We start from the raw sequence: 24031 nt of genomic DNA, 5'->3' as shown, positions 1-24031 counted from the left end.
CATAATGTCAGGAGCGTAGAGCTATGGCCATTGATCGTAAAAACGTGGAGCGCATTGTCGAGGCAGTCGGCGGAAAAGACAATATCGAAGCCGCTACGCATTGCGTAACCCGATTAAGATTTGCCCTTGTGGACGACAGCAAGGTGGACTCCCAAGCTCTTGAAGCGAACGATCTGGTGAAGGGGCAGTTCTCGTCCCAAGGACAGTTTCAGGTCGTGATCGGACCGGGTCTTGTCGACCAGGTTTATGATGAAATGATGGACATCACCGGCGGAGCCAGAGTTTCGAAGGATGAAGTGAAGAACATTGCGAGCAAGAAGCAAAATCCGCTGCAGCGGGCGATCAAAACGCTTGCGGATATATTCATTCCGATTCTGCCGGCCATCGTCATGGCAGGTTTGCTGCTTGGTATCAACAATCTGCTTACGGGACCGGGTATCTTCTATGAAGGACAATCGTTGATTCAGGTCCATCCCGAGTGGGCGGACGTAGCCTCGATTATTAATCTGATTGCAAGCACCGCCTTTACTTTCCTTCCTGTTCTGATCGGATGGTCAGCGGTAAGACAGTTCGGAGGCAACCCGCTGCTCGGGATTGTACTGGGCCTGATCCTGGTAAATCCGGATCTGCTCAGCGCTTACCAGTATGCCGATGCCAAGCTGGAGGGTACGGTTCCCGTCTGGAACCTGTTCGGTTTTGAAGTGGAGAAAATCGGTTATCAAGGCCAAGTGCTGCCGGTTCTAGTCTCGGCTTATATTTTGGCCAACATCGAGAAGTTATTGAACAAACGCGTCCATGACTCCATTAAGCTGCTTGTTGTGGCCCCCGTGGCCCTGTTGGTGACCGGGTTCCTCGCGTTTGTTCTGGTGGGTCCGATCACGTTTGCCATCGGCAACGTTCTCACTTCAGGTCTTGTCAGCATTTTTGATTCCTTTGCCGCTCTGGGCGGCCTGATCTACGGCGGACTGTACGCGCTCCTTGTCATTACGGGGATGCATCATACCTTCCTTGCAGTGGACATTCAGCTCATCGGCAGTGAAGGCGGAACGTTCTTGTGGCCGATGCTGGCATTGTCTAATATTGCGCAAGGTGCCGCAGCGCTGGCCATGATGTTTATCATGAAGGAACAGAAGGCGAAAGGACTTGCCGTTACCTCGTCCATCTCCGCCTTCTTGGGGGTCACAGAGCCGGCCATCTTCGGGGTCAACGTTCGTCATAAATATCCGTTTATTTTCGGCATGATCGGATCCGGAATTGCCGGTGTGCTGCTGGCTGTGAACAACGTTCTGGCTTCATCGATCGGCGTGGGCGGGATTCCGGGATTCCTATCGATATTCCCTAACCAGTGGGGTGTCTTCTTCCTCGGCATGGCAATTGTATTGGTCATTCCATTCACAGGGACATTGCTGTTCGGGCGTTACCAGTTGTCCAAGCAGTCTCGACGTACAACGGAAGGGAATCCTGCTGGCTCGGATGCAGCAGAACAAGCTGTTCCAGCAGCATTGAACGGCAGTTTTCAGTCCGAGTCATTCGACTCGTCAGAATCGGCGAATAGTCCAACTATGGAAGCGGCTCAAGAAGTCGTGGTCGATATCATGGCACCGATCAAAGGGAAAGTGGTTCCCCTGTCTGAGGTGCCGGATCCTGCCTTCGCGGATAAACAGATGGGACAGGGCATTGCCATCCTCCCGTCCGAAGGAAAAGTGTATGCTCCTTTTGACGGACAAGTCGCGCATCTGATTAAGAAGAGCAAACATGCCATTATTTTGACGGATACGAACGGAGTTCAGATCCTGATTCACGTCGGTATCAACACGGTCTCCTTGAAGGGAGAGGGATTCACGGCTCACGTGGAAACAGGTGCGGAGATAAGCAAAGGGCAGCTGCTGCTTGAATTCGATATGGATCGGATTCAGGAAGCCGGTTTACCCGTCATTACGCCGGTCATTATTCCAGATGGGCAGGAACATATTCAGGAGGTTACGGAGTTTGAAGGCGAAGCGTTTCCAGGCGAAACGCGAGTGCTTCAGGTGACTCTCGGTAATGGAAGCTGACAGTTCCGATGCAGCATGTAATAGCCGCTGGAAAATGGTACAATAACTGATGGTGATAAAGGATGACGAACAACATTTATTGGACGCTATACAAAGATTATGCCGACAAAATCGAAACCGGCGCTCTGCAGCCCGGCAGCAAGCTGCCCTCGGAAAACGAGCTTGCGGCTACCTATCAAATCACTAGGGAAACGGTACGCAAGGGACTCAATTTGCTGGCTCAAAACGGTTATATTCACAAGGTAAAAGGTAAAGGTTCTTTTGTGCTGGATACAGGCAGAATGAACTTCCCGGTAACGGGGCTCGTCAGTTATAAAGAGCTAGCGGAACGGTTAGGCCGAAAGAGCCGAACGATTGTATATGAGACGGAATGTGTTCCGGCCGGGGAGGGAATTGCAAGGGAGCTTCAAATTCGTCCGGATCGGCTTGTATGGAGGGTCATCCGTGCAAGGGAAATCGAAGATGAGCGCATCATTCTCGATATCGATTATTTGCTTGCCGACATCGTAACGGGTCTAACGAGAGATATTACCGGCGATTCTATCTATCAATACCTGGAGCAGGAGCTCCATCTGAAAATCAGCTATTCGAAAAAAATGATCTCCGTTGAACGAGCTACTACGATGGACCAGTCCTATATGGATCTTGGAAACGATACTCATGTCGTCGTAGTCCGGGGCTACGTTCACCTGGAAGATACCACGCTTTTCCAGTATACGGAATCGAGGCATCGATTGGATAAATTTCAATTCGTTGATTTTGCAAGAAGAGAAACCAATCATGATTTTGGAGAGCAATAGAAGTGATTATGCAGCCGCGAATTCATCGCGGCTTTTTTATGTTGTCTTGACAGGCTTACCGGGGATTTGGTTAACGGGGCGATGTGCCGGAGAATAGATGGAAAGAAAGAGGAAATTTCCTTCTTGATGTTGAAGCTATCTAGTAGGGATTGTCCGATAATCAAGGTAAAGGAGTCGATAGAACATGGACTTGGGACTGACAGGAAAAGTCGTGTTAATCACCGGAGGAAGCAGAGGGATAGGCCTTGAAACCGCGGTTGCTTTTGCGTTGGAAGGTGCCAAGGTTGCTATTTGTGCACGGGATGAGGCTCAGTTAAAAGCTGCGGCAGACCATATCCGACAAACAGCGGATATCGAAACGCTAACCATCGCAGCGGATGTTACGAAACCTGAGGATTGCATACGAGCGGTGAACGATACCATGCAGCATTATGGACAGCTTGATATTCTGGTGAACAACGCCGGAGCCGCCGCTGCCAGGCCATTTGAACTGATTGACGACGAACAATGGGCATCGGATCTGGATCTCAAGCTGTTTGGCGCGATACGATTCGCGCGTGCAGCTGTCCCTCATATGAGAGAGTCCGGCGGGGGTGCGATTATTAATGTCACGACATCCTGGGCCAAAACGCCGCCGGCCTCATCCATGCCAAGCAGCGTCAGCCGCGCGGCAGGGCAAGCCATGACCAAGGCCATGAGTCACGATTTGGCGAAAGACCAGATCCGGGTAAACACCGTATGCATCGGAACGATACGCAGTGCACAGCTTGAAGCACGTTGGAAACGTGAATCACCTGAACTCACTTGGGAACAGTATGCCCGGGACCCACGCCATAACATTCCGCTCGGACGTATTGGAAACACGGAAGAAGCGGCAAAAGTTATCGTATTTATGGCATCCGATGCTGCTTCCTATGTTACAGGCACTTCCATCAATATTGACGGGGGTTCAGCTCCGTCTTTGTAAGCCGTTAGCAATTAAGAACGCGGGAGGTCTTGGATGTGAAGCATGAGGTCGTGATATCCCTCAATTATCGGCCGCCGCCGGCGCCGTGCTTATGGCATTTCGCAGTTTAGGTCTGCAGGTGGATTCCCATAGGATTGAATCCATACGCAGGCATCCTCATGCTACATGGTAGAATTCATTTTTTCATAATTTATATTATGTAAACTGAGGATCATATGTAGTAAGAGCCCCATTTGCCTAATGATGTTCTTCTCATAAGGATGTCGTAATTTTATATATGATTTGTCGCATAGTTGGACTAAAAAAATGAGTGAGATGTGATACCTTATATGTGGATGTCATGGCAGCTAAGTTCATATCCGGAGACCGAAGAGATGTTGTGGCAGAATTACATACATAAAAGCCCGCCTGCTCTTTAAGGCGTTATGGATAGGCAGGACTTTATATTTGAAGTGATTAAAAATTAATGAAAAGTGAAGGTGATGATCCATGTCTAAAGTGTATCGTATTGGAATTATCGGCTGTGGCGGTATCGCAAATGGGAAGCATTTGCCGAGCTTAAGCAGATTGAACAACGTGGAGCTCGTGGCATTCTGTGATATCGTCCTTGATCGGGCAGAAGCTGCTGCTAGCAAGTACGGGATTGAGGAAGCTAAAGTGTATAGCGACTATAAAGAGCTGCTGCAGGATCAAAGCATCGATATCATTCATGTTCTGACGCCTAATGACTCGCATGCCGAAATTTCCATTGCTTCCCTTGAAGCAGGTAAGCATGTCATGTGCGAGAAGCCGATGGCAAAAACGGCTGCGGATGCCAAGCGAATGATGGAGACCGCGAAGCGCACAGGCAAGAAATTGACGATCGGATACAATAACCGATTCCGTGAAGACAGTCTTTACCTGAAACAAGTATGCGAAGCCGGTGAACTCGGAAATATTTATTTTGCCAAGGCTCATGCCGTACGGAGAAGAGCGGTTCCAACTTGGGGCGTGTTTTTGGATGAGGAAAAACAAGGCGGCGGGCCGCTTATCGATATCGGTACGCATGCTCTCGATTTGACCCTCTGGATGATGGATAATTACAAACCGAAGATCGTCCTCGGTACCACTTACCATGAATTGTCTCGCAAGGAGAACGCGGCAAATGCTTGGGGACCATGGGAACCGGAAAAATTCACGGTCGAGGACTCCGCGTTTGGTATGATTGTAATGGAGAATGGCGCGACCATTATGCTGGAATCCAGCTGGGCGCTCAATACGCTGGATATCGATGAAGCCAAATGTACGCTGAGCGGTTCGGAAGGCGGAGCCGACATGAAGAACGGTCTTCGCTTCAACGGCGAGAAATTCAGTCGTCTGTACACCAACGAGATCGAATTGAATTCCGGCGGAGTGGCGTTCTATGACGGGAAGAAGGAGCAGGCTCCGGATGTTGAGATGAGAAGATGGATCGAGGCGATCGATCAGGATAAGGATCCTGTCGTGACCCCGGAACAAGCTTATGTCGTATCTCGAATTTTGGAAGCTCTCTACGAATCCGCAAAACTCGGCAAAGCCGTTTACCTGGACTAAGTTTAGATTTATATGATGATTTAATCATGCAAAAAGCCCTGAGGTTCAGGGCTTTTTTTTATTTCGATCATACTGAATCTAGCAAAACTGGATAGGTGATTGGGGAGAAATAGGATATAGTATAGATTAATGGGGCATAATGAGCTCATTACATCATGAAGGCAGGGTTACAAAATGATATTTATTTATAATGATTACGGTGGAACCCACACAACCTCGCTGGCAGCCGCGTATCATCTAAATAAATTACCCACGCATCGGCAGCTTACTACAGAAGAGATTCTGGCGGTTGACTGTTTTAATAAACTCAATACTTCCGACATGGGCAAACTCGTTTTTCACGGGCTGGATGAGAACGGGAATCCGGTATACACACTTGGAAGAGGCTCATCCAAGGTAGTCATACCAGCTCTAAAAAATTTGAGCCTGATCCTTCAAGACAAATATCAGAACGCAGAACCGATTGTATATTCCAATACTTCGCCTACCGTTCCATTGGTCATGACGATTGGAGGATTTTTAACTAAAAGATTAAAATTGAGTTTTGTAGGCGATCCATTATTAATCGCAGGCGCGAAGCAGTGCTGCAGCAACATCCGTGAACTGGTTCTACATACCAAACAAACTGCAGCCGCGAGGTCTGGAACAGAATCCGTAATCGTTATGGAGAACAAAAATTTCTCTTCTTAGCTATGCGAATCGCTACATTCATATGAGAAGTTAGACCAATTTGCATAAGAAACTCCAAACGAATGATGACATAGGGCGTTCTTAAAGAACATGCTTACGGCGTTTGCTTAAAGCGTCGAGGGGCCTGCAATTCCCTGCATCTGAGTTTGAATGACGATTAAAAGAATGACGTCCGGGTCAATCGATTTTCTGGATGTCGTTTTTTTTGTTTGTCCGCGAAACAATTTTCCTGAAAATCAATCGATTTTCAGGTGAGCCGCGTCTTACTTTATGAGTGGACGATATGGCGGCTAATTTCCCATTACCCAAAGACAGAAGAAAGGGGGACGGTGGGGTGGAGAATACGATGAACGAAGTCAAGTTGTCGGATTCGAAGGAGATGGAAGAAGAAGCTTTTTTCAACCATTTATCAAGCGAACAACGGAAATTATACTCCATAGCATTCAGTTATATGAGAAACGAAGCCGATGCGCTGGAAATCGTGCAGGAAGCGTCCTGCAAAGCTTGGATGAAGCGCAAAAAGTTGAAGGATGAGCAGGCGTTTGCCCCTTGGCTGATCCGGATCACGATCAACTGCTGCATGGACGAGCTCCGGCGCAAAAAACGCATATTTCCGGTGGAGGCATTGAGGGAAGAGGCTGCGCAGGAAATGCAAAGCAATGATCGGATCGATCTTGAGCAGGCAATGGATCGGATGAAGACAAAATATCGGCACGTCGTGATGCTGAAGTATTACCAGGATATGACTACGGCAGAAATTGCAAAAGTGCTCAGAAAACCGGAAGGCACGATTAAAACCTGGCTGCGTGAAGGGCTGAAGCAGCTTCGGAACTACGTCTAAGGATAGGGAGGCGAAAATACCATGCTGGACAAAGAACAGCGCGTACTTATGAAAGATTCAACCGTGTTGAATGAGAAAGCCAATTCCCTCCCGGAGTCTAAGCTTTCAACTGCGGTGCGGGGGGGAATGGAACGGGGGAGGAAACGCGAAGTGAAGCGTATGTATTCTTACGGATTGGGAGCCATGGCAGCAATGACTGCCGCAGCTCTCCTCATGTTCACGATGGACGGATCTCCATTTACGGGGAAGCAAGACCATCTTGTCCAGACCTCCAGTATCGGCAGCGTCTATAATCTGGAATCGTTCCCGACTGAAAGGATTAAGGATGGCTCGCTGAGGAGCGCGCTTGAACGAGGTCTCATACAGCCAATCAACCAGGCCATGGAGAAAAAGGGATATCGCGTGGAGATTCTGGGATCTGTATCCGACGGCCGGAAGTCCTTTGTTCTCTTTAATGTGCTTAATCATAGTGACAAAGATATCATCGTACGGGATTTCACGCTAGATTACGGAGGTTACGAAACGCCGTCAGTTGGAGCCATGATAGCCAATATGAGCGGGAGCGGACAGATTCCCCCAGGGCAGAACTCATATTATGCGTATTCCACGAATCTTTTGCCAACGGATCCTTATACGAATAAAGCAAGCATTCATATTACCTTATCTGATACGTCGGATCGAGCCTTGAACTCTAACAGTAAGAAGTACTTAACCAGCATGGATTTCTCTCTGAAACTCGAACCCAATATGTTTGAAGACAATGAACGAGCTTATTACCCGGATCGTACATTGAAGGTAGATGGACAACGGATTAACGTTCGCCAGTTGCTGTTTACGCCTCTGAACACCTATGTGGACTTGGAATATGACCACGCCAATGAGAAACAGATTTTCAAATTGCTGAATCCGGTTCTGATCGGAAAAAGCGGGGAGCATACCAAGAAGTTATATTATCCTCAAGCGATCTTAAAGGATGACGCCAAAGTTACGCTGGTATACAAGAACAGCCAGCTGGATCAGTTGGATACGACCACATTCAAGGCGTTTGGCATCGCGGCCGTGAATAAAGACGAGATGAACATCGTTGTTGATCTGAAGAAGAAACAAATCATCGATGCACCGGACGAGCTTCTGCGAATACTCCCGTCCGATCAGGAAGCTGGCGCAGGAGAAGTATATTTTCAGCGCATTCTCGAAGAAGCTCATGCAGCTGAAAGCTTCGGGATGTGGCTGGAGGACAGCTTCACAGATGCCTCGGGGGTGAAACATAGCAGGTTATCGCCAGAAAGCAGCAGTCACAGTGGACTCCTGACGTCGGTTAAAGATGATACCATAGAAGACACTACGGCCTATAATTTTGGGGAGGATGCGCTTGAGTATCCGCAACCGCTTACGATAGGAGTCAAACAATACTGGATTCCGATTAAGGATAGTCAGGCTATAGACCTGCTCAAGAAATGAAATAATTAAATGTTAAGGATACACGATTGTCCCCTCATGGCAGAAAAGAGATCATGATCTCAGTGAACTCTACATTGTGTCTATGGGGGGATATTTGTATTTGTTATGAAAGCAATCCAATGAAAGTTTACAGCTGGTTTTCTTCGGTAATAATGGGGGAATAGCATCTGAGAGAGGGAGGATGTTCCCATGCGGTATCGAAGAAGAACCGGCTATTCCGTCAAAAACCGCATCAAAGATACCCTACCGGCTAACACATCGATTACAGATCCCGATGCCTTAAGCCCGGATATACAAAGCAATCTAAACCATATCAGAGCAGCCCTCGGCAACAGCAGCGATATCGTGATCAGGGAAATTCCGCTGGATGAAGAGGAGATACACTATATCGCTATCGTTTATACGGACGGCTTGGCGGATCAAAAGATCATTTCGGAATCCATCATGATGGCCGTAGCAGATATTGCGAAATCCCGGGTTAGGGATGATTCGGAACATTCGAAACCATTCGACGGGCAAAAGATATTAGAACAAATTTCCCTTGTCAATCAAGAGATTCAGTCTATTACCGATTATAAAAAGTTGTTCCATTCCTTATTGTCGGGAGACACCATTTTTCTGGTAGATGGATTGAATCGAGGCATCGCGGCAGGTACACGCGGGTGGAAGGACCGTGGGGTCATGGAAACATCGGCGGAGAATGTCGTCCGTGGCCCGCGCGAGTCCTTTTCGGAGTCGCTGCGAACGAATACGGCCTTGATTCGCCGGAAAATCAAGGATCCTCAACTGTGGATGGAAACGAAACAAATCGGTCGAGTGACGCAGACGGATGTCGCAATGATGTACATTAACGGCATTGCAAACGATAAAATTGTCGGGGAAGTCCGGACCCGGCTTGGACGAATCGATGTGGACAGCATTTTGGAGAGCGGCTATATCGAGGAGTTGATTCAGGATAAGACGTTAACTCCTTTTCCCACCGTTTATAATACCGAACGTCCGGATGTGGTTGCGTCCGAGCTGCTGGAAGGGAAAATCGCGATTATCGTGGACGGGACTCCGTTCGTTCTGATCGTTCCGGCTCTTTTTGTCTCTTTCTTGCATGCTGCGGAGGATTACTACCAGCGCGCGGATATCAGTTCCTTCCTGCGCTTGCTGCGCTACCTGAGCATATTTATTTCTTTGCTTGGACCTTCCCTCTATGTTGCCATAACCACTTTTCATCACGAAATGCTGCCGACAAGGCTTCTGTTCGGGCTGGCTGGGCAGCGTGAGCAGATCCCGTTTCCTGCCTTTGTCGAGGCGGTCCTTATGGAGGTTACTTTCGAGATTCTGCGGGAGGCAGGCGTGCGGCTGCCCAAAAATATCGGATCGGCGATTTCCATCGTAGGCACATTGGTGATTGGGCAAGCCGCCGTTGAAGCGGGGATCATCTCGCCCGCCATGGTCATCGTGGTTGCGATCACGGCAATTTCCAGCTTCGTCGTTCCATCCTTTAATATGTCCATTGCTTTTCGGATGCTTCGGTTTCCGTTAATGGCCCTAGCCGGATCCTTTGGCCTGTTCGGCATCTTAGTGGGGATCATCGCTCTAATTCTCCATTTGTGCAGCCTACGCTCGTTCGGAGTCCCGTACATGTCGCCTTTCGCGCCGTTAATTCCGGAAGGGCAAAAAGATACGATATTGCGACTGCCGCATTGGATGCTGTTAAGTCGCCCCCGACTGATGAATCAGAACAACCAAAAGCGCAGAAAAAGCACGCCACCCCAAAAATCGCGGGAATAGATTATTGCAGACCAGCGGGAAAGTGAGTGAAATGGATGAAACGGATCTTGGCGTTGATTCTCCTACATATCGTCATCATGCTTTTTCTGAGCGGTTGCTGGAACCGCAGGGAATTGAACGATTTGGCCATAGCTGTGGCCGCTGGAGTGGACTGGGTGGATGGCCGCTACCGTTTAACTGTCCAGGTTGCCAACCCCGGGCAGCTCACCGCCAAAAGAAGTGGAGGTCCCCAAGCGCCGGCTACATTGTTTACGGCAGAAGGGGACACTATTTTTGAAGCCGCGCGGAGGATGACGCAGAACAGTCCGCGAAAAATTTATTTTTCCCATTTACGGATGTTTCTGATGGATGAGGCGATGGCAAAAGAAGGGATTGCCAAAGTTCTGGACTTGCTATCCAGGGATCATGAATTTAGACCCGATTTCTACCTGGTGGTGACCAAAGGAGCAACGGCGGAGGAAACGTTAAAAATCATGACGCCCATGGAAACCATCCCTGCAAATAAACTTTACGAATCGCTGCAAATCTCCGAGAAGGTATGGTCACCCAGCATGGCCGTAACGCTGGATGAATTGATAAGTGATTTGACCAGCAGCGGCAAACACCCTGTGCTTACAGGATTGATAATAGCAGGGAATCGGGACATCGGAAAAACGAAGAAGAATGTAGAAAATATTAATACGCCAAGCCAATTGAAATATTCGGGGCTTGCCGTTTTCAAAAGGGACAAGCAGATTGGATGGTTAAACGAGAAGGATAGCAGAGGGTATCGACTTATTACGGGGCACGTGAAAAGCTCTGTCGATTTCATACCTTGCCGCCGGAACGATGGAAAGGTTATTGTGGAGACGCTTAGGTCCGAAACGAAGCTGAAGGGAAGGATGGTCCAATCCCGTCCTGAAATGGATATCCGAATTAATATGGAGGGAAATATCGGCTCTGTAGAGTGCGGCGGCTTGGATCTGTCTCAACCTGATACCGTAAGAGACCTCGAAGTCCAAATGGAAGAAAGACTAACCCAAAGCTTAGAGGCAGTTATCGCTAAAGTACAAACGGAGCATAAAGTGGACATCTTCGGCTTCGGGGAAGCTTTTCGCCGTGCGCACCCGAAGGCGTGGAAAGGGATGAAGGACGAGTGGGAAGACCGATATTTTCCGAGTCTCGAGACCCATATCCAGGTGGATTATAAAATCCGGCGTACAGGAACTACCAACGATTCATTTCTAAATGATATCAAGGAATGAGGCGATGATTTCATGCTCAACATCGCGATTATTGCGGCTTCAGCTGTGATCTTAACCTGGCTGGAGCTGCCGAGGATGCTACGGGAAAAAGAACACAGGGAAATCTGGGGGTTCGCGGTACTCATGATCATTGGCATGGGAATTAGCGTGACTCAAACGGTCATGAACGATATTCCAACTCCCTTGGCTATGATCACGGTCGTATTCAAGCCGCTCAGTGATTGGCTCACTGCCATCGGTTTGATCCAATAAGAAAAGGAGCGGGAAAGATGCCCGTAGTCAAAATTTCACTGCGTCAGGTCAGCATATTAACTGCCATGTATACGATCGGAAGCGCTATTCTTATCGTTCCTTCGGGTATGGCTTCCATTGCTAAGCAAGATGCTTGGATTGCCTGCTTGGTCGGGACCGGCCTCGGATTCATCATTTTGGTGCTGCAGCTGCAAATGTTCAAAAAATATCCGGATACGAATCTGATGCAGTTGTCCGAGAAGCTTTTTGGAAAATGGATCGGCAAAATGATAAACGTTCTCTTCCTGCTTACGTTGTTCCTAGGCGGTCCCGCTACGGTGTTACATGAAATCGGTATTTTCATGACGATTCAGATGCTGCCGGAAACCCCGATTCAGGCGATCATCTTCCTATTTGGAGCCTTGGTTGTGCTGGGGGTTCGTTTAGGCCTTGAAGTGCTGGCTCGTTCAGCGGAAATGCTCTTCCCATGGTTTCTTCTTCTGTTTCTATCCATGAGTTTATTATTATTGTCAGAGATTGAATGGGAGAATGCTATGCCGATTTTCGAATCGGGGGTTAACCCCCTATTTCCAGCCGCGGTCTCTTTCGTTAGCATTGCTTTTCTGCCGCATATCGTATTGATGATCATCTATCCGGGGGCTGTCAACCGCCCGGCCGAGGCTTACAAGGCCGTTTATATCGGCAGTCTATTCGGCGCGATGGTGCTGTTTACGATTATTGCCTTAACCATCTTGGTCCTGGGTCCGGATATAACAGGAAGAAACCTATATCCAAGTTATATGCTGGCAAAAAAAATCAATATCGGCAATTTCCTTCAGCGTATTGAGGCAGTCATGGCCGTGATGTGGTTTATCACTTTGTTTTATCGGATTTCCTTGTATTTCTATGCCATAGCGATAGGCATAAGCCAAATATTTCATATTAAAAACTATCAGCCTCTGGTCGTTCCACTCGGTTGGATTCTGGCTGCGGTTTCCGTCTTCATCTATCCCAATGTTCCATACAAGTTGGTATGGGACAACAAGACTTGGATTCCGTACACGATTACGATCGGATTAATTCTCCCGCTGTTGTTGTTCGGCATGCACGGATTGCGTAAAATAGGTTCCAAAAAGACAAAAAAGTCCTCGAAACCCGCCTGAACGGTTGGAGGACAAAGTGGGTTTATTGATAATCCACAGAAATCGCAATTGAAATGGATAATGCTGGAGCTATTGTTCGATCCGTCTACTTGTAGACGGTTTTTTAAGTTGAGCCAGCAGGAAAGGGGAGATTATCTCTTATTGCACTAATAGATGAAGTCACTCTGACTTCATTAAGGAATAACGGCGATTGTGATTTATGCCAAATTCTTAGGTTTATCACCGATCAAGCCCATCAAAAACATTTGAGAATAAGCGTAGCCTTTATAAGTCTTGGATAAACACGAAGGAATCGTAAGATCCAGATCCATATAGGTAGTCAAGATCAACTGCGTGAACTCCTTCTGATTCGTCAAGGAATGCTCCTGCAATTGTTTAGCGAATTCCTTGGTGATATGATCCCTTCCTCCCAGTGCTTGCTGCAATTGGTATCCTGCCAAATATAACTCGGCAGCAGAATCTTCACCCGTCTTTCGATGCTCCGCTACATAGTTGCCAATCCAGTCGCGAACCAGAGAAGAAGGGTCCGTATTATTGCCCTTCGCTATCTCTTGAAAGCTCTCCTTAAGTTCTTTGTTTAGACGGATGTGCAGATTAGTATCCATTGGCAAAAGCCTCCTTAACGTTGTAGATCAATTGTACTCAAAGTGACTACATATTGTAAACACAATGTATACACAACAAATACACAATGCATACACGATTCAAACAAGATAGCCTAGCGGATGCTCTCACATCCTATCCATTGTCTGATGCCGATTGAAACCCCGCGTATCTTACAGTCGTATATGATACATTGTCATCTCTGACATCGTTAACAGGAGGAGATAAACCCGTGGCCATGAAGCGCAAAGATAAACCCAGTCGTACAGGTATCCATACATATAAGCAGAAAGCAAGAAAACAACGTAAACGATCCAAAGACACCCGCTTCGATCGGTTCTGGTTTCGGATTATGGAAGCGATCGGATGGATCATCCTGCTCGGATCGCTTCTAATGTATTGGGATTCCGCCCGGCTCACGACCATTATAAACAAAGCTCAGCCGGTCCAGCAGTTGACATCCGAAACGACTGGCTATGTACGTCTCGAAGGTCAGGCAGGAGGAAAAGCGGCATATACGGATGAAGGCAAGCTTCAGGGTCGTTACGCTCTGCTCCAGAAAGAGCCATTCCGCTGGGAATGCGGCAAGGGTGGTTGCGATTACAAGCTGGATGATAACGGAAGCCACCAATCTTGGGGAAGTTCAGAGTTAAACGGAGTAACGGTTCAGGCGGAACGGATCAGGTTTTACACGGACTGGCTTCCGCTGAATGTTGCGACGGTTGATCCTAAACATGTCACCCTGATTTACGAAGGAAATTCATCCCGACCGCTGCTGATGGAAAGTCCCAAGGGTACGGCTTACGGGTATTATGCCGTCTCCCCTGGAGATTGGGTGACGGTAATTGGCAGGGCTAGCAAAGGTCAGCTGGAAGCCTTCAACTTACCGGGGGACGATGCGAAGCAGCCTGTCCTGCTCATCGGTACGAGTGTAGAACAGATGTTGTCGGAAGAGAATGGAGTCCAGATCGTGTATTTGATCATTTCTTGTATCGTCGCATTGATGCTGCTCCCTAAGATGATCGGAAGAGCCAAGCGAATCACTCAATGGATAAAGACTAGAAGAGCGAGATAGTATGAAGCCGAGGAGCATGGCTGCGGCGAAGGCCGCGGCTCTTGATCCAAGGGTGCAGACACATTTGACATGAATAAAAACGAGGAGTAAAATGAATTCGCAGCTGCTTGAACAATTGTTCAAAACGAACGTTCAAATCAAAGAATCAACTTAACGAATAATTGGAATAGCAAATACATGAAGACAGGTAATGGATGTCAAATGGTAAACGAAGAACAGGTACAGGATCAGGAAAAGGACGTAAAGCAGAAGATTTTAGAGGCAGCGAAGAAGCTATTTGCCGGAAAAGGGTTTGAAGGCACCAGCGTCAGGCAAATTTGTGACGATGCAGGCGTTGCATTAGCGCTGGTATCCTACCATTTCGGAGGAAAGGACAAGCTGCTCTATGCATTGTTCGAACCGCTTAATGAACATTTTGCTAAGCTGTCCTTCAACTTGGATGAGCCGATCAAAGCGCTTGAAGCGTTTATCCGTGGTTTTGTTGCATACCGTTACGATAACGAAGAGCTGATTCATATCCTGCAACAGGAAATGATGATGCAAAGTCCCCGGCTCAAGATGCTTTCAAATGCCTATTATCCTTCTTGGGTACATCTAAGAGCCATACTGGAATCAGGGAAGAGTCAAGGCGTGTTTCAGTTCGAATCGATTGTGCATGCCGTCCATTTTGTAATGGGGGTCGTGATCTTTTCCAGACAGAACCCGTTCCTCGAGCCAGTGTTCAGCGATTTGCCCCCTGCGGAGGACAATGCCACGCAGGCAGCTGAGCATATCATTCGCCTTGTCTTGAACGGTTTGCATTCATCGTGAACAGCAAAGGGGATAACATCATGAGAGCAGCGAAAATATACGGAACTAAAGACATCAGGGTTGAAGAAACAGCCATTCCTCCCCTTGAAGCGGGAAAGGTGCTCGTCAAAGTGGATTATGCAGGCATATGCGGAAGCGACATGCATGAATATGTAGCGGGTACATTTCCAATCCGCACGCAGCCGGTTCTCGGACATGAATTCTCCGGTACGGTCGTTGAAGTAGGAGAAGGCGTAACCACCGTGGAGCCCGGTGATCAGGTGGCCGTTGAACCACTCATCGCTTGCGGCCATTGCTCCAATTGCCGAAGAGGGATGGCGAATCTGTGCTCGAACAGCGGCGGTTACGGTTATTCCATTTCTGGCGGGTTCGCGGAATACGCCGTAGTTAAAGAGGAGAATGCGTTCAAGCTTCCAGCTGAAATGGACGTTAAGCTAGGAGCACTCGTCGAGCCTACGGCCGTAGCGGTTCATGCGGTACGGCAAAGCACACTGCGCCTTGGCGATACGGCAGCTATCTTTGGAGCTGGTCCGATCGGTCTTTTGCTCCTGCAAGCGGTGAAAGCGGCGGGAGCAAGCGAAATAATCGTCGTTGAAGTATCCGATGACCGCCGGGAGAAGGCGCTGGAGCTAGGTGCAACCCACGTGCTTAACCCGGTTGAAGTCGATGCAGTTGCACGAATCAAGGAGCTGACGGACGGAGGAGTGGACGTAGCCTTTGATGCGGCGGGTGTGCAGGCCACATTCTTGAGCGGCGTAAGTGCGGTGAGAAAAGGCGGGGAATTCAAGGTTGTGAGCTTGTGGGAGCAGCCGGTCACCTTTAGTCCGAACAGCTTTGTAAAGACCGAAGCCAAAATCACCGGTTCTTACGCTTACGCAAACCTGTTCCCCGAGGTGATTCGATTACTCGCCGGAGGCATCATTGATGGGAACAAGGTCATCACAAGCCTCATACCGCTTGGCGATATTGTCGAGAAAGGCTTTGAAACATTGGCCAATGATCGAAAACAATGCAAAATTTTAGTTGATATGCACTTGTCCTAATGAATCAGCCCTACCAAGATCTTGGTAGGGCTTTTCTATATTGAACCTTACGCCGAATTTAATGAAAGATAGATATATTATCCAATCAGCCTTCAACCAATGCGCTTTATTATATATAATTAAATTCTTACATATTTCCATAAACCACTCTTAGGTTAATAAAAGCAGAGCGAGGTGAGCGTGATGGAGGATACCATCAACATTGTAGAATATGACCAGAGCTGGACGGAAGCTTTTGAATCCGAAAAAGAAGCGCTGCTTTCGGGACTTGGTGCCGAAGCGGTAGCCATCGAGCATGTGGGGAGTACCGCGATTCCCGGGCAGGCATCCAAGCCGGTGATCGACATTTTTGTCGGCTTGACGCCGCTCCGGCCGGTCGCCTATTACGAATCAAGGTTTGATCCGGCTAGCTATACGCATATTCCAACCGGAATGCAGGGGAGATATTTATTTGCCAAGCGTACGGAAGGAAAGTGGACCCATAATGTTCACCTTATGATGTATGATGCGTCGTTCCCTACGAGAAATGAAATTTTGCTGCGAGATTATTTGCGTAGACATCCGGAGCTTGTCACGCAGTACGGCGCAGTAAAAAGGGCGGCTGCCCTAAACGCAAGTTCCATGGAAGCCTACACGAAGGAGAAAACCGCTTTTATTCAGATGGTTGTGGATGCGGCCCGAGGTGAGCTGGGCCTTCCGCTGCAAAATGTATGGGAAGATTAAGATTACAAACAGCGCGACCAGCGCTATTAAGATATACGCTGGTCACATGAAATTTAATGGGGATAAGCCGTATCAAATTCGACGCCGCACGGACCGCCATTCGGATTGATGTCGAGATTGACTTCCGTCCCGTCCTCCCGGAATAATGGCCGATAGAAAGCACCGATCTTGGCAGCCGAGGCGTTGGCGTAGTGGCAGATGAAGGCTCGGCGAAAACGGTTGGATTTGTTACGGTAGGAGCCGTGGATCAGATTGCCGTTAAAGAACAGCACATCGCCTTTGTCCATGATCGCCGGGAGTGCCTTGCTGTCTTTGGGCGGCTTCACGAAATGGGTGGTGAACGACTCGTTCGAATCGGCTTCCTCCGGGCACACCAGAGCATAATCACTTGTTTTCGGAACGACGAGCAACCCGCCGTTCTCTTCATTAGACGCATCGATTGCGGTCCACGCCGCGATACAGTTACCCGGCTCGACCTGCAGGTAAAAATTGTCCTGGTGCAGCGCTTGACCGCGGGAACCCGGGGGTTTGTAATAGAACATGCTTTGAGCCGCGAGTGCCGGCTCCCCATACAAATCGGCCAGTACATCCATAACAGGCTTGTGCAGCATATATTTCTTCGCGGTCGGATTAAAGCGGTGAGGATGCATCACACGGGGATAACGCTTCAGCGGTTCGACAACTTCCTCATCCAACACCGGCTCAAAGTGGCCAGGAACGGTAGTATGGCTGATCTCCTCAAACGTTGCTTCGATTTCCGACACCTCTTCCTGGCGGAAGAGTCCTTTTACGATTAAATAACCTTCCGTTTCGAACAATTGCAATTGTTCTTGAGTCAATACCCTTGGCTGTTTTTGCATGGGAGTGCCTCCTGTACGTTTATTGTTTTTCCTATTGACAATAGAATATCGCCTGCTTAACTTGAGAGGAAGTCAGTTTTCTGCTTATTAATACCTGGATTCTGCTATTCTGTTATTACAGGTACAAAAGGAGGAGAAGTTCATGCGAAAGCCTGCGGGCAGGCACGTGAAACCCTTAGAAAGTACCGGCACCATATTCGGCGACCATTTCGATCAAGACGATGCTTATCGCTTACGTCGCCCTCATGGCATGAAGGACTGGCTACTTGTTTATACGCTGCATGGAGAGGGCTATGTCCGGACGCCTGCCGGAGAGAAACGCTGCGGGCCTGGACAGCTTGGCCTACTGCGCGCCAATATCGCGCATGAATACGGAACTGTGCAGGGGAAACGCTGGAACTTCCTGTGGATTCATTATCCTGGACTTCCGGAAAACAGGATGCTGCGTTATGAGGAGTTTTTGGTCGAAACGCTGCCCGATGAACGTGTCCGTGGGCGAGTCGAGCAAACATTTCGGAATGTACTTCAAGATTCGCTGGATCGTTTGGATCTATGGGAGGCACTGTGTGAGAATTCGGTGCGTGAAATTTTGCTCCTGCTTGCGCAGCGGATGAACAAAAGACTCGATCCCAGAGTCGAGCAGACCCTTGGTTTGCTGTCCCGATCGTTAAAAGAAGATATTCGAATTGATGCGATATCGCGAGAGGTCGGAATATCGGGATCAAGGCTGGCCCACTTGTTCAAGCAAGAAACGGGGTACACCATTGTAGAGCATCTGAATCAAATGAGGATTCGCCATGCCGCCTTATTGATGACCCATTCCGGCCGTACGGCGAACGAAGCCGCGCAGGATGTCGGGTTTAACAGTTACAATCATTTTGCCGATCAGTTTCGCAAACAGTACGGGGTTTCACCGAGGCAGTACCGCCAGGCGTGGAAGCCTACATGAAGGCTGCAAGGCTTAAGTTATCCATAAATCATACCAATAGAAAGAAGCTGCCTGAAAGAGCATTGTGTAGAATCACTCTGTACAACCTCCATGATGAGATGTTAACTTATAAGGATGTCCCTAATATAGAAAGAAGGTATTAAGTTGGCACGATCCTTATATGTTTCACTCATCCTCCTAAGTCTCATATGGGGAGGTTCGTTCTTTTTCGTCAAAAATTTGCTGCACGATTTCGGCCCGTGGGGGATCGCCTTTCTGCGATCAACCTTTGGATTTCTCTTCATCACAGTCGTTATGCTCATCATGCGAAAGCCGTTTGCCCTGCGGCAAATCCGCTGGCTGCCCACCATCGTGATCGCGATGATCAATATGGCCCTGCCATGGACCTTAATCGGGTTTAGTGAGACCAGGCTGGCCAGCAGCATGGCTTCGGTATTGAATGCAACGACGCCGATTTGGACCATGATCGTCGGGTTGCTGTTCTTCGGCTCCGTGTTTAGGCGGATTCAATGGATGGGCATGGGCGTCGCGCTTGTCGGACTGATCATTCTGCTCGGCATTCGACCCGGATCATTTATTACCGTCGATTTCATTGGGTTTGCGACGATGATAGGTGCTACTTTGTGTTATGCCGTTGGTTCGCAGTTATCCAAACGTTTATTGGGCGGACTGAGTATGTATCAGTTAACGTTCGCAACATTGCTTGGGGCAATGGCAGGGAGTGGAGTAATCGCTCTTACAACGGAAAAGGTTGAACTTGCCAAGATCGCGGAGCCTGCCAATATAGGTTCTCTTGTTGGCCTGGGCATCTTCGGCTCTGGTGTAGCATATATTCTGTTCAATTATATGGTCTTGAAAGGGAGCCCCGAGTTTGCGACATCCGTCACTTATCTCGTTCCTGCAACGGCGATGATCTGGGGATATACACTGCTGGATGAACCGATTGGATGGAGCCTGATCCTCGGCCTAATTCTCATTTTATCCGGGGTGTTTATCACCAATCGTGACGGACGAACACAAAAAGAAAGAGTTGCTGCTGTACCTAAGTAACATTCAATAGCACCAAGAAGGACTGCTAAAGAGGCAGTCTTTTATTTTTTTATCCCCGCGTTGTACCTTAACTGAAGCATTCAAGTAATTAAGGGAATTTCGATATAAACGAAAATGAAGAATTTCCTAAAGAGCTTCCTAAAGAAGGAAGGATGCCGCGTGTGATACGAATTTATACTTTGCTCCGGGCCGCTTAAATTGCGGCTTTTTTCTTGTTAACCTTCGGGTTTAGTTATTTATCTATTGGGTTCTAAGCTTGAAATTTTCGATGAAGATTTTGCGATTATTCTACCACTTTTGCAAAATCCACTTTGACCGATAACGAGATAAATGTAAGAAAACAAAATAAATATCGATTGACACCATCTTGCTATTTGCCTAATATACGGGCCAGACGACCCGGGTCCAAGTTCTGGATTCTACTTACAAGGGCTTGTCAATGCATCGAAAAAGGAGGATCCGTATACAAAAACCGAGACTAACGCCCGTTCGCTAGCCGCATGTATGCGCAGTGGTTTTTCGGGAAGACAACGACTGATTCTAGGGAGGTTATTTATGAGATTTAGAAAGGGTGGCAAGTTCCAGGTCATCATGCTTGCAATTTGTTTTATATTGGCATGCTCGGGAGGCAGCGGTGTCGCAGCTGCTTCCGGGGAGAGCAGGCTAGCTCAAAAAACATATGGAACACCGGAAGAAATTCTGGTCCCTAACAACTATACGGTGGCCGTGTTCAACGGTACCACTGGCAAGGAAGAGGGCCGCAACGTGCTTTACGCGACCAGTAAAGGAAAACCGGGGCATCTTAATGTCATTGATCTGGAGGATTATAAACTGCTGCGGAGCATTCCGATCGGACCCTCCGAAAGCTCATGGGCACATACGACGGCACCGGACGGAACATTGTTCCTTGCGGCTGACGGTGGCGGGGCAAGGCTGTGGAGTTACTCACCGGTTACTCATGTCCCTGTGCAAGTGGCACAGTTCGACGGCCAGTCGGTTCCGAACAGCATTACCACGGATGAACAGGGCCGCGTGTATGTCGGAACCTATCCCGGCGGCAAAGTGTATCAGTATGACCCGGCTACCAAGCAAACCAAAGATTATGGCCGCGTCATCGGGCTGCTTGACCAGGAATATGTACGCTCCATTGCTTATCAGGGCGGCAATATATATGCAGGTACCGCGCATAAGCAGATCGTACGCGTGAATCTAGCCACAGGTGAGAAAACAAATATTGCTGCTTCCCTGCCGGTTAAAGAAGACACCGTATATGACCTGAGCACGATTGATAACCGTTATTTGTTTGCCCGATATACGGACGGAAGCGGCATTCCTGGAGAGGCGTTTATCTACGATACGCAGACGGAAAGCTGGCTGGATGTTGTGCTGGAGAACGTAACGGGGCTGCACGCAACGGACTCGCTTGACGGAAAACTGTATTATATGTCCGACAAGAAGCTGAAAACGTTTAATCTTGCCACGCATGAGGTCGAGTTAACCGGAATGGAGTACAACAGCGGATTTCGGGGAGTAGATTGGGTTGAATTTCCCCATAATCCGGAATACCCGGGCAAAAATCTGGTGACCGTCCGTTATGACGGCGGCGTTACAATCATGAATATCGAAACGAAGCAAGTGCACCTGTTGCCGCCGGTCATTCCAGGTCTGCCCGGGGTTGTCAACCGGTTGAAAAGCGTGTCCCATACGGAGCTGATCACCACCGGCTCGCAGGCGCGATCCTCGCTCGTCGATCTGACGGATAACATCGCAACGCCGTTCAGCATCGGCCAGGCGGATAGCGTTCATGCCGTGGGCAATAAAGTCTATATGGGCGTGTATCCGGAGGGCGGACTGTACGAGTTCGATTTATCGACGGAGCCTGGAATGAACAATCCGATGCGACTGGCCGTACTGGGCAACGATCAGGAGAGGCTGGTGGATATCTCCAGTTCCAAAGGCAAGCTCTACATTTCGACGATATCTGGCTACGGCACATTGGGCGGCTCATTGACCGTTTATGATACCGTCACCGGAGAAATCAACTTGCATCGCAATGTCGTCCAGAATCAGAGCGTGCTCAGCACGACGGTTCATGACGGCAAGGTGTTCGGCTCCACCACGATTCGAGGCGGACTGGGTTCTGAGCCGACGGAAGCGGAAGCGAAGATTTTTGTCTGGGATGAGGAGACACAGCAAAAAATAGCAGAGTTTCCGCTCCGGGTTCCCGGTCTGGATAAGCCGATATTCATCGGCGATCTTTCCGCCGGTCCGGACGGTTTGATCTGGGGGGCATCCTATGAGTATATTTTTGCGATCGATCCCGATACGTATCAAGTTGTGAAGAGCAAAAAAGTGTATCCAAGCTTAAACTTCAGCCAATGGGCTCACCACCCGCTGCGTTGGTCGGAGGATGGACTGCTCTATGTGCTGTTTAACAACAAACTGACGGTCATAGACCCTGAAACGCTGGAACATCGGACATTGGCCGACACCTCCAGATTCGATTTGCATGCTGACGGGAACCTGTACTTCACGGATATGCAAACCAATACGATCCTATATCGGATGGAAGTTGACGGAGAGGTTACTGAAGAACCGCCGCATACGGCTGTTCCGGTTACCAATCCGGGCTTTGAAGAGGAATTAAAGGGATGGAGTCCATTATTCGCTCCAGGCAACGGGTATCGCTATGATCGCAGCACGGAACGCAGTTTCACGGGAACACACAGCTTGAAGATTACGGACACGCTGAGAACGGCATCCGTTGCCGTTCAGAGTGATCCGATTCCCATCATTCCGGGAGAGGAATATACGGCAGGCATGAATCTTTATATTGAATCCGGTCAGCCTGGCTTTATGTTCCGTTTCTTTGATAGCAATAACGCGACCATCTCCACCTTGGAAACCCATTTGGATGAATCGCGATTGGCACAATGGCAGAAAGTGACGCTAAGAGGGAAGGCTCCGTCTAATGCAGCTTACGCGAAACTGATTGCGGTAACTTCCAGATACAATGTGGCAACAGCCTATTATGACGATTTCTTTGTAATGGTAAAAGACAGTGTGCCGCCTGTCTCCACGGTTAGTCTATCGCCTACTCCCAACGAGAACGGCTGGGTGAAATCCGATGTGTCCTTGTCCATTTCTGCCGACCGCGCGCACTCCATTGCATACGCTGCGGAAGGGGCACAGCCGATAGAGAAGACTACAACAAAAGGGAATACGGCCCAGCTTGAAATCACGAAGGAAGGCGTCACGACGGTCACCTATTCCGCCACTAACTTCTCAGGCGTGACTGAGGTTCCGGGGACGCTGAAGGTGCAGATCGACAAGACGGCACCTGTCGTTGAATTCACCGGTGAGCGTACGTACACAGTAACCGACTCTGTATACGTTTCGTGCAGCGCCGTCGACAGTCTGTCCGGGTTAGCTGACAATCCTTGTTCTCATGCACTGATTGAACGTCCTGCCTATTTCTTCGAGCCGGGATCCCACGATATCTCGGTCACGGCAATCGATCTGGCGGGAAATAAAACGGAAGCGGTCTTTCGTTTCGAGGTGATTGTAACGTACGATAGCTTGTCCGCGCTTGCAGCGCATTTCGCCGCGAGCGATCCAGGACTCGCACGATCGCTCTCAAGTAAACTCCTCCAAGCGAAAGAGGCCGACAATAGAGGTAACACCTCTGCCAAGGAAGGCATGCTGAACGCTTTTTCCAATCAAATTAGCGCACAATCCGGCAAAATATTGACGGGTGAACAAGCAGAAATACTTACCAAACTGGCAGGTTACCTGTAAGCAAACGAAAGCTTTAGCCATTTTAATAGCACGACACTTTTCTTCTATATCAATGTCCATATTGTAGGAACAGCCGCGTGAATTACGCGGCTGTTTTTGTTATGGCTTTAGCCAGTTGAGTGCGTGAAACGCGCGAAACAAAAAACCACCCGCTATGCGGGTGGAGGGATTGAGGGTTTGACCACTGAGACCATTCCAATAAAATTGAGATGTTCAGGCTCAAAGAAAGGAATGGTCTCAAATGGCAACCAAGAGCTACAGCCTAGCTCACACAAAGTGGATGTGCAAATACCACATTGTATTTACCCCTTA

General features: G+C 48.7%; 20 protein-coding genes and 1 pseudogene. 19 read left to right on the top strand and 2 right to left on the bottom strand.

All coding sequences use genetic code 11. The features are described from left to right. Positions 1 to 23: 23 nt before the first annotated feature. The 11 genes from treP (at position 24) to AK95_RS31950 (ending at position 12808) form a co-directional block, all read left to right on the top strand. Complete coding sequence (gene treP, locus AK95_RS32000) at positions 24 to 2054, top strand: PTS system trehalose-specific EIIBC component (RefSeq protein WP_071224021.1); 2031 nt, start codon at positions 24 to 26, stop codon at positions 2052 to 2054. A 62-nt stretch (positions 2055 to 2116) separates the two neighbouring features. Beyond that, the gene (treR, locus tag AK95_RS31995) at positions 2117 to 2854 is read left to right on the top strand and encodes a trehalose operon repressor (protein WP_071224019.1); all 738 of its coding nucleotides are present in this window, start codon (positions 2117 to 2119) and stop codon (positions 2852 to 2854) included. 184 nt (positions 2855 to 3038) lie between these two features. Continuing rightward, complete coding sequence (locus AK95_RS31990) at positions 3039 to 3821, top strand: SDR family NAD(P)-dependent oxidoreductase (protein WP_071224017.1); 783 nt, start codon at positions 3039 to 3041, stop codon at positions 3819 to 3821. Between the two features lie 489 nt (positions 3822 to 4310). Continuing rightward, on the top strand, positions 4311 to 5393 hold the full coding sequence (locus AK95_RS31985; protein WP_071224015.1) for a Gfo/Idh/MocA family protein: 1083 nt from the start codon (positions 4311 to 4313) through the stop codon (positions 5391 to 5393). A gap of 174 nt (positions 5394 to 5567) precedes the next feature. Then, a complete protein-coding gene (locus AK95_RS31980; protein WP_071224012.1) occupies positions 5568 to 6083 on the top strand; it encodes a DUF3189 family protein in 516 nt (171 codons plus the stop codon). A 346-nt stretch (positions 6084 to 6429) separates the two neighbouring features. Next, the gene (locus AK95_RS31975) at positions 6430 to 6924 is read left to right on the top strand and encodes a sigma-70 family RNA polymerase sigma factor (RefSeq protein ID WP_162487688.1); all 495 of its coding nucleotides are present in this window, start codon (positions 6430 to 6432) and stop codon (positions 6922 to 6924) included. Between the two features lie 21 nt (positions 6925 to 6945). Continuing rightward, positions 6946 to 8385 carry a DUF4179 domain-containing protein gene (locus AK95_RS31970; protein WP_071224010.1) on the top strand — a complete coding sequence of 480 codons (1440 nt, stop codon included), beginning with the start codon at positions 6946 to 6948 and terminating at the stop codon, positions 8383 to 8385. Positions 8386 to 8574: 189 nt separating this feature from the next. After that, on the top strand, positions 8575 to 10170 hold the full coding sequence (locus AK95_RS31965; RefSeq protein ID WP_071224008.1) for a spore germination protein: 1596 nt from the start codon (positions 8575 to 8577) through the stop codon (positions 10168 to 10170). Between the two features lie 35 nt (positions 10171 to 10205). Further along, complete coding sequence (locus tag AK95_RS31960) at positions 10206 to 11414, top strand: Ger(x)C family spore germination protein (protein WP_071224005.1); 1209 nt, start codon at positions 10206 to 10208, stop codon at positions 11412 to 11414. Positions 11415 to 11426: 12 nt separating this feature from the next. Then, entirely contained in the window at positions 11427 to 11666 is a 240-nt protein-coding gene (locus AK95_RS31955) for a hypothetical protein (RefSeq protein WP_071224003.1), read from the top strand. Between the two features lie 17 nt (positions 11667 to 11683). Beyond that, positions 11684 to 12808 (top strand): GerAB/ArcD/ProY family transporter, encoded by a 1125-nt coding sequence (locus tag AK95_RS31950; RefSeq protein ID WP_071224002.1) that lies wholly within the window; start codon positions 11684 to 11686, stop codon positions 12806 to 12808. Between the two features lie 197 nt (positions 12809 to 13005). Here AK95_RS31950 and AK95_RS31945 read toward each other — a convergent pair whose 3' ends face one another. After that, positions 13006 to 13413, bottom strand: a complete 408-nt coding sequence (locus AK95_RS31945; RefSeq protein ID WP_071224000.1) for a hypothetical protein — start codon at positions 13411 to 13413, stop codon at positions 13006 to 13008. Between the two features lie 230 nt (positions 13414 to 13643). On the opposite strand from AK95_RS31945, the gene AK95_RS31940 reads away from it, so the two are divergent. The 4 genes from AK95_RS31940 (at position 13644) to AK95_RS31925 (ending at position 17062) form a co-directional block, all read left to right on the top strand. Then, positions 13644 to 14486 (top strand): hypothetical protein, encoded by an 843-nt coding sequence (locus tag AK95_RS31940; protein WP_071223998.1) that lies wholly within the window; start codon positions 13644 to 13646, stop codon positions 14484 to 14486. Positions 14487 to 14687: 201 nt separating this feature from the next. Next, entirely contained in the window at positions 14688 to 15296 is a 609-nt protein-coding gene (locus tag AK95_RS31935; protein WP_071223996.1) for a TetR/AcrR family transcriptional regulator, read from the top strand. A gap of 20 nt (positions 15297 to 15316) precedes the next feature. After that, positions 15317 to 16339, top strand: a complete 1023-nt coding sequence (locus AK95_RS31930) for a 2,3-butanediol dehydrogenase (protein ID WP_071223995.1) — start codon at positions 15317 to 15319, stop codon at positions 16337 to 16339. A 183-nt stretch (positions 16340 to 16522) separates the two neighbouring features. Further along, positions 16523 to 17062, top strand: a complete 540-nt coding sequence (locus AK95_RS31925; RefSeq protein WP_071223993.1) for a GrpB family protein — start codon at positions 16523 to 16525, stop codon at positions 17060 to 17062. A gap of 53 nt (positions 17063 to 17115) precedes the next feature. On the opposite strand, the gene AK95_RS31920 is transcribed toward AK95_RS31925, so the two are convergent. Next, a complete protein-coding gene (locus tag AK95_RS31920) occupies positions 17116 to 17922 on the bottom strand; it encodes a phytanoyl-CoA dioxygenase family protein (protein WP_071223991.1) in 807 nt (268 codons plus the stop codon). A 142-nt stretch (positions 17923 to 18064) separates the two neighbouring features. Between AK95_RS31920 and AK95_RS31915 the strand changes: the two genes are divergently transcribed. The 4 genes and pseudogenes from AK95_RS31915 to AK95_RS34370 form a co-directional block, all read left to right on the top strand. After that, a complete protein-coding gene (locus AK95_RS31915) occupies positions 18065 to 18871 on the top strand; it encodes a helix-turn-helix domain-containing protein (RefSeq protein ID WP_071223989.1) in 807 nt (268 codons plus the stop codon). A 144-nt stretch (positions 18872 to 19015) separates the two neighbouring features. Further along, entirely contained in the window at positions 19016 to 19921 is a 906-nt protein-coding gene (locus AK95_RS31910) for a DMT family transporter (protein ID WP_071223987.1), read from the top strand. Positions 19922 to 20476: 555 nt separating this feature from the next. Continuing rightward, positions 20477 to 23719 carry a PQQ-binding-like beta-propeller repeat protein gene (locus AK95_RS31905; protein WP_071223985.1) on the top strand — a complete coding sequence of 1081 codons (3243 nt, stop codon included), beginning with the start codon at positions 20477 to 20479 and terminating at the stop codon, positions 23717 to 23719. A gap of 241 nt (positions 23720 to 23960) precedes the next feature. Continuing rightward, a pseudogene (locus AK95_RS34370) lies at positions 23961 to 24031 on the top strand (IS200/IS605 family transposase); the annotation flags it as partial.

The sequence above is a fragment of the Paenibacillus sp. LC231 genome (assembly GCF_001860525.1).
Taxonomy (GTDB): domain Bacteria; phylum Bacillota; class Bacilli; order Paenibacillales; family Paenibacillaceae; genus Paenibacillus_AQ.
Note: the sequence above shows the minus strand (reverse complement) of the source record. Positions and strands in the feature narration are given on the sequence as shown.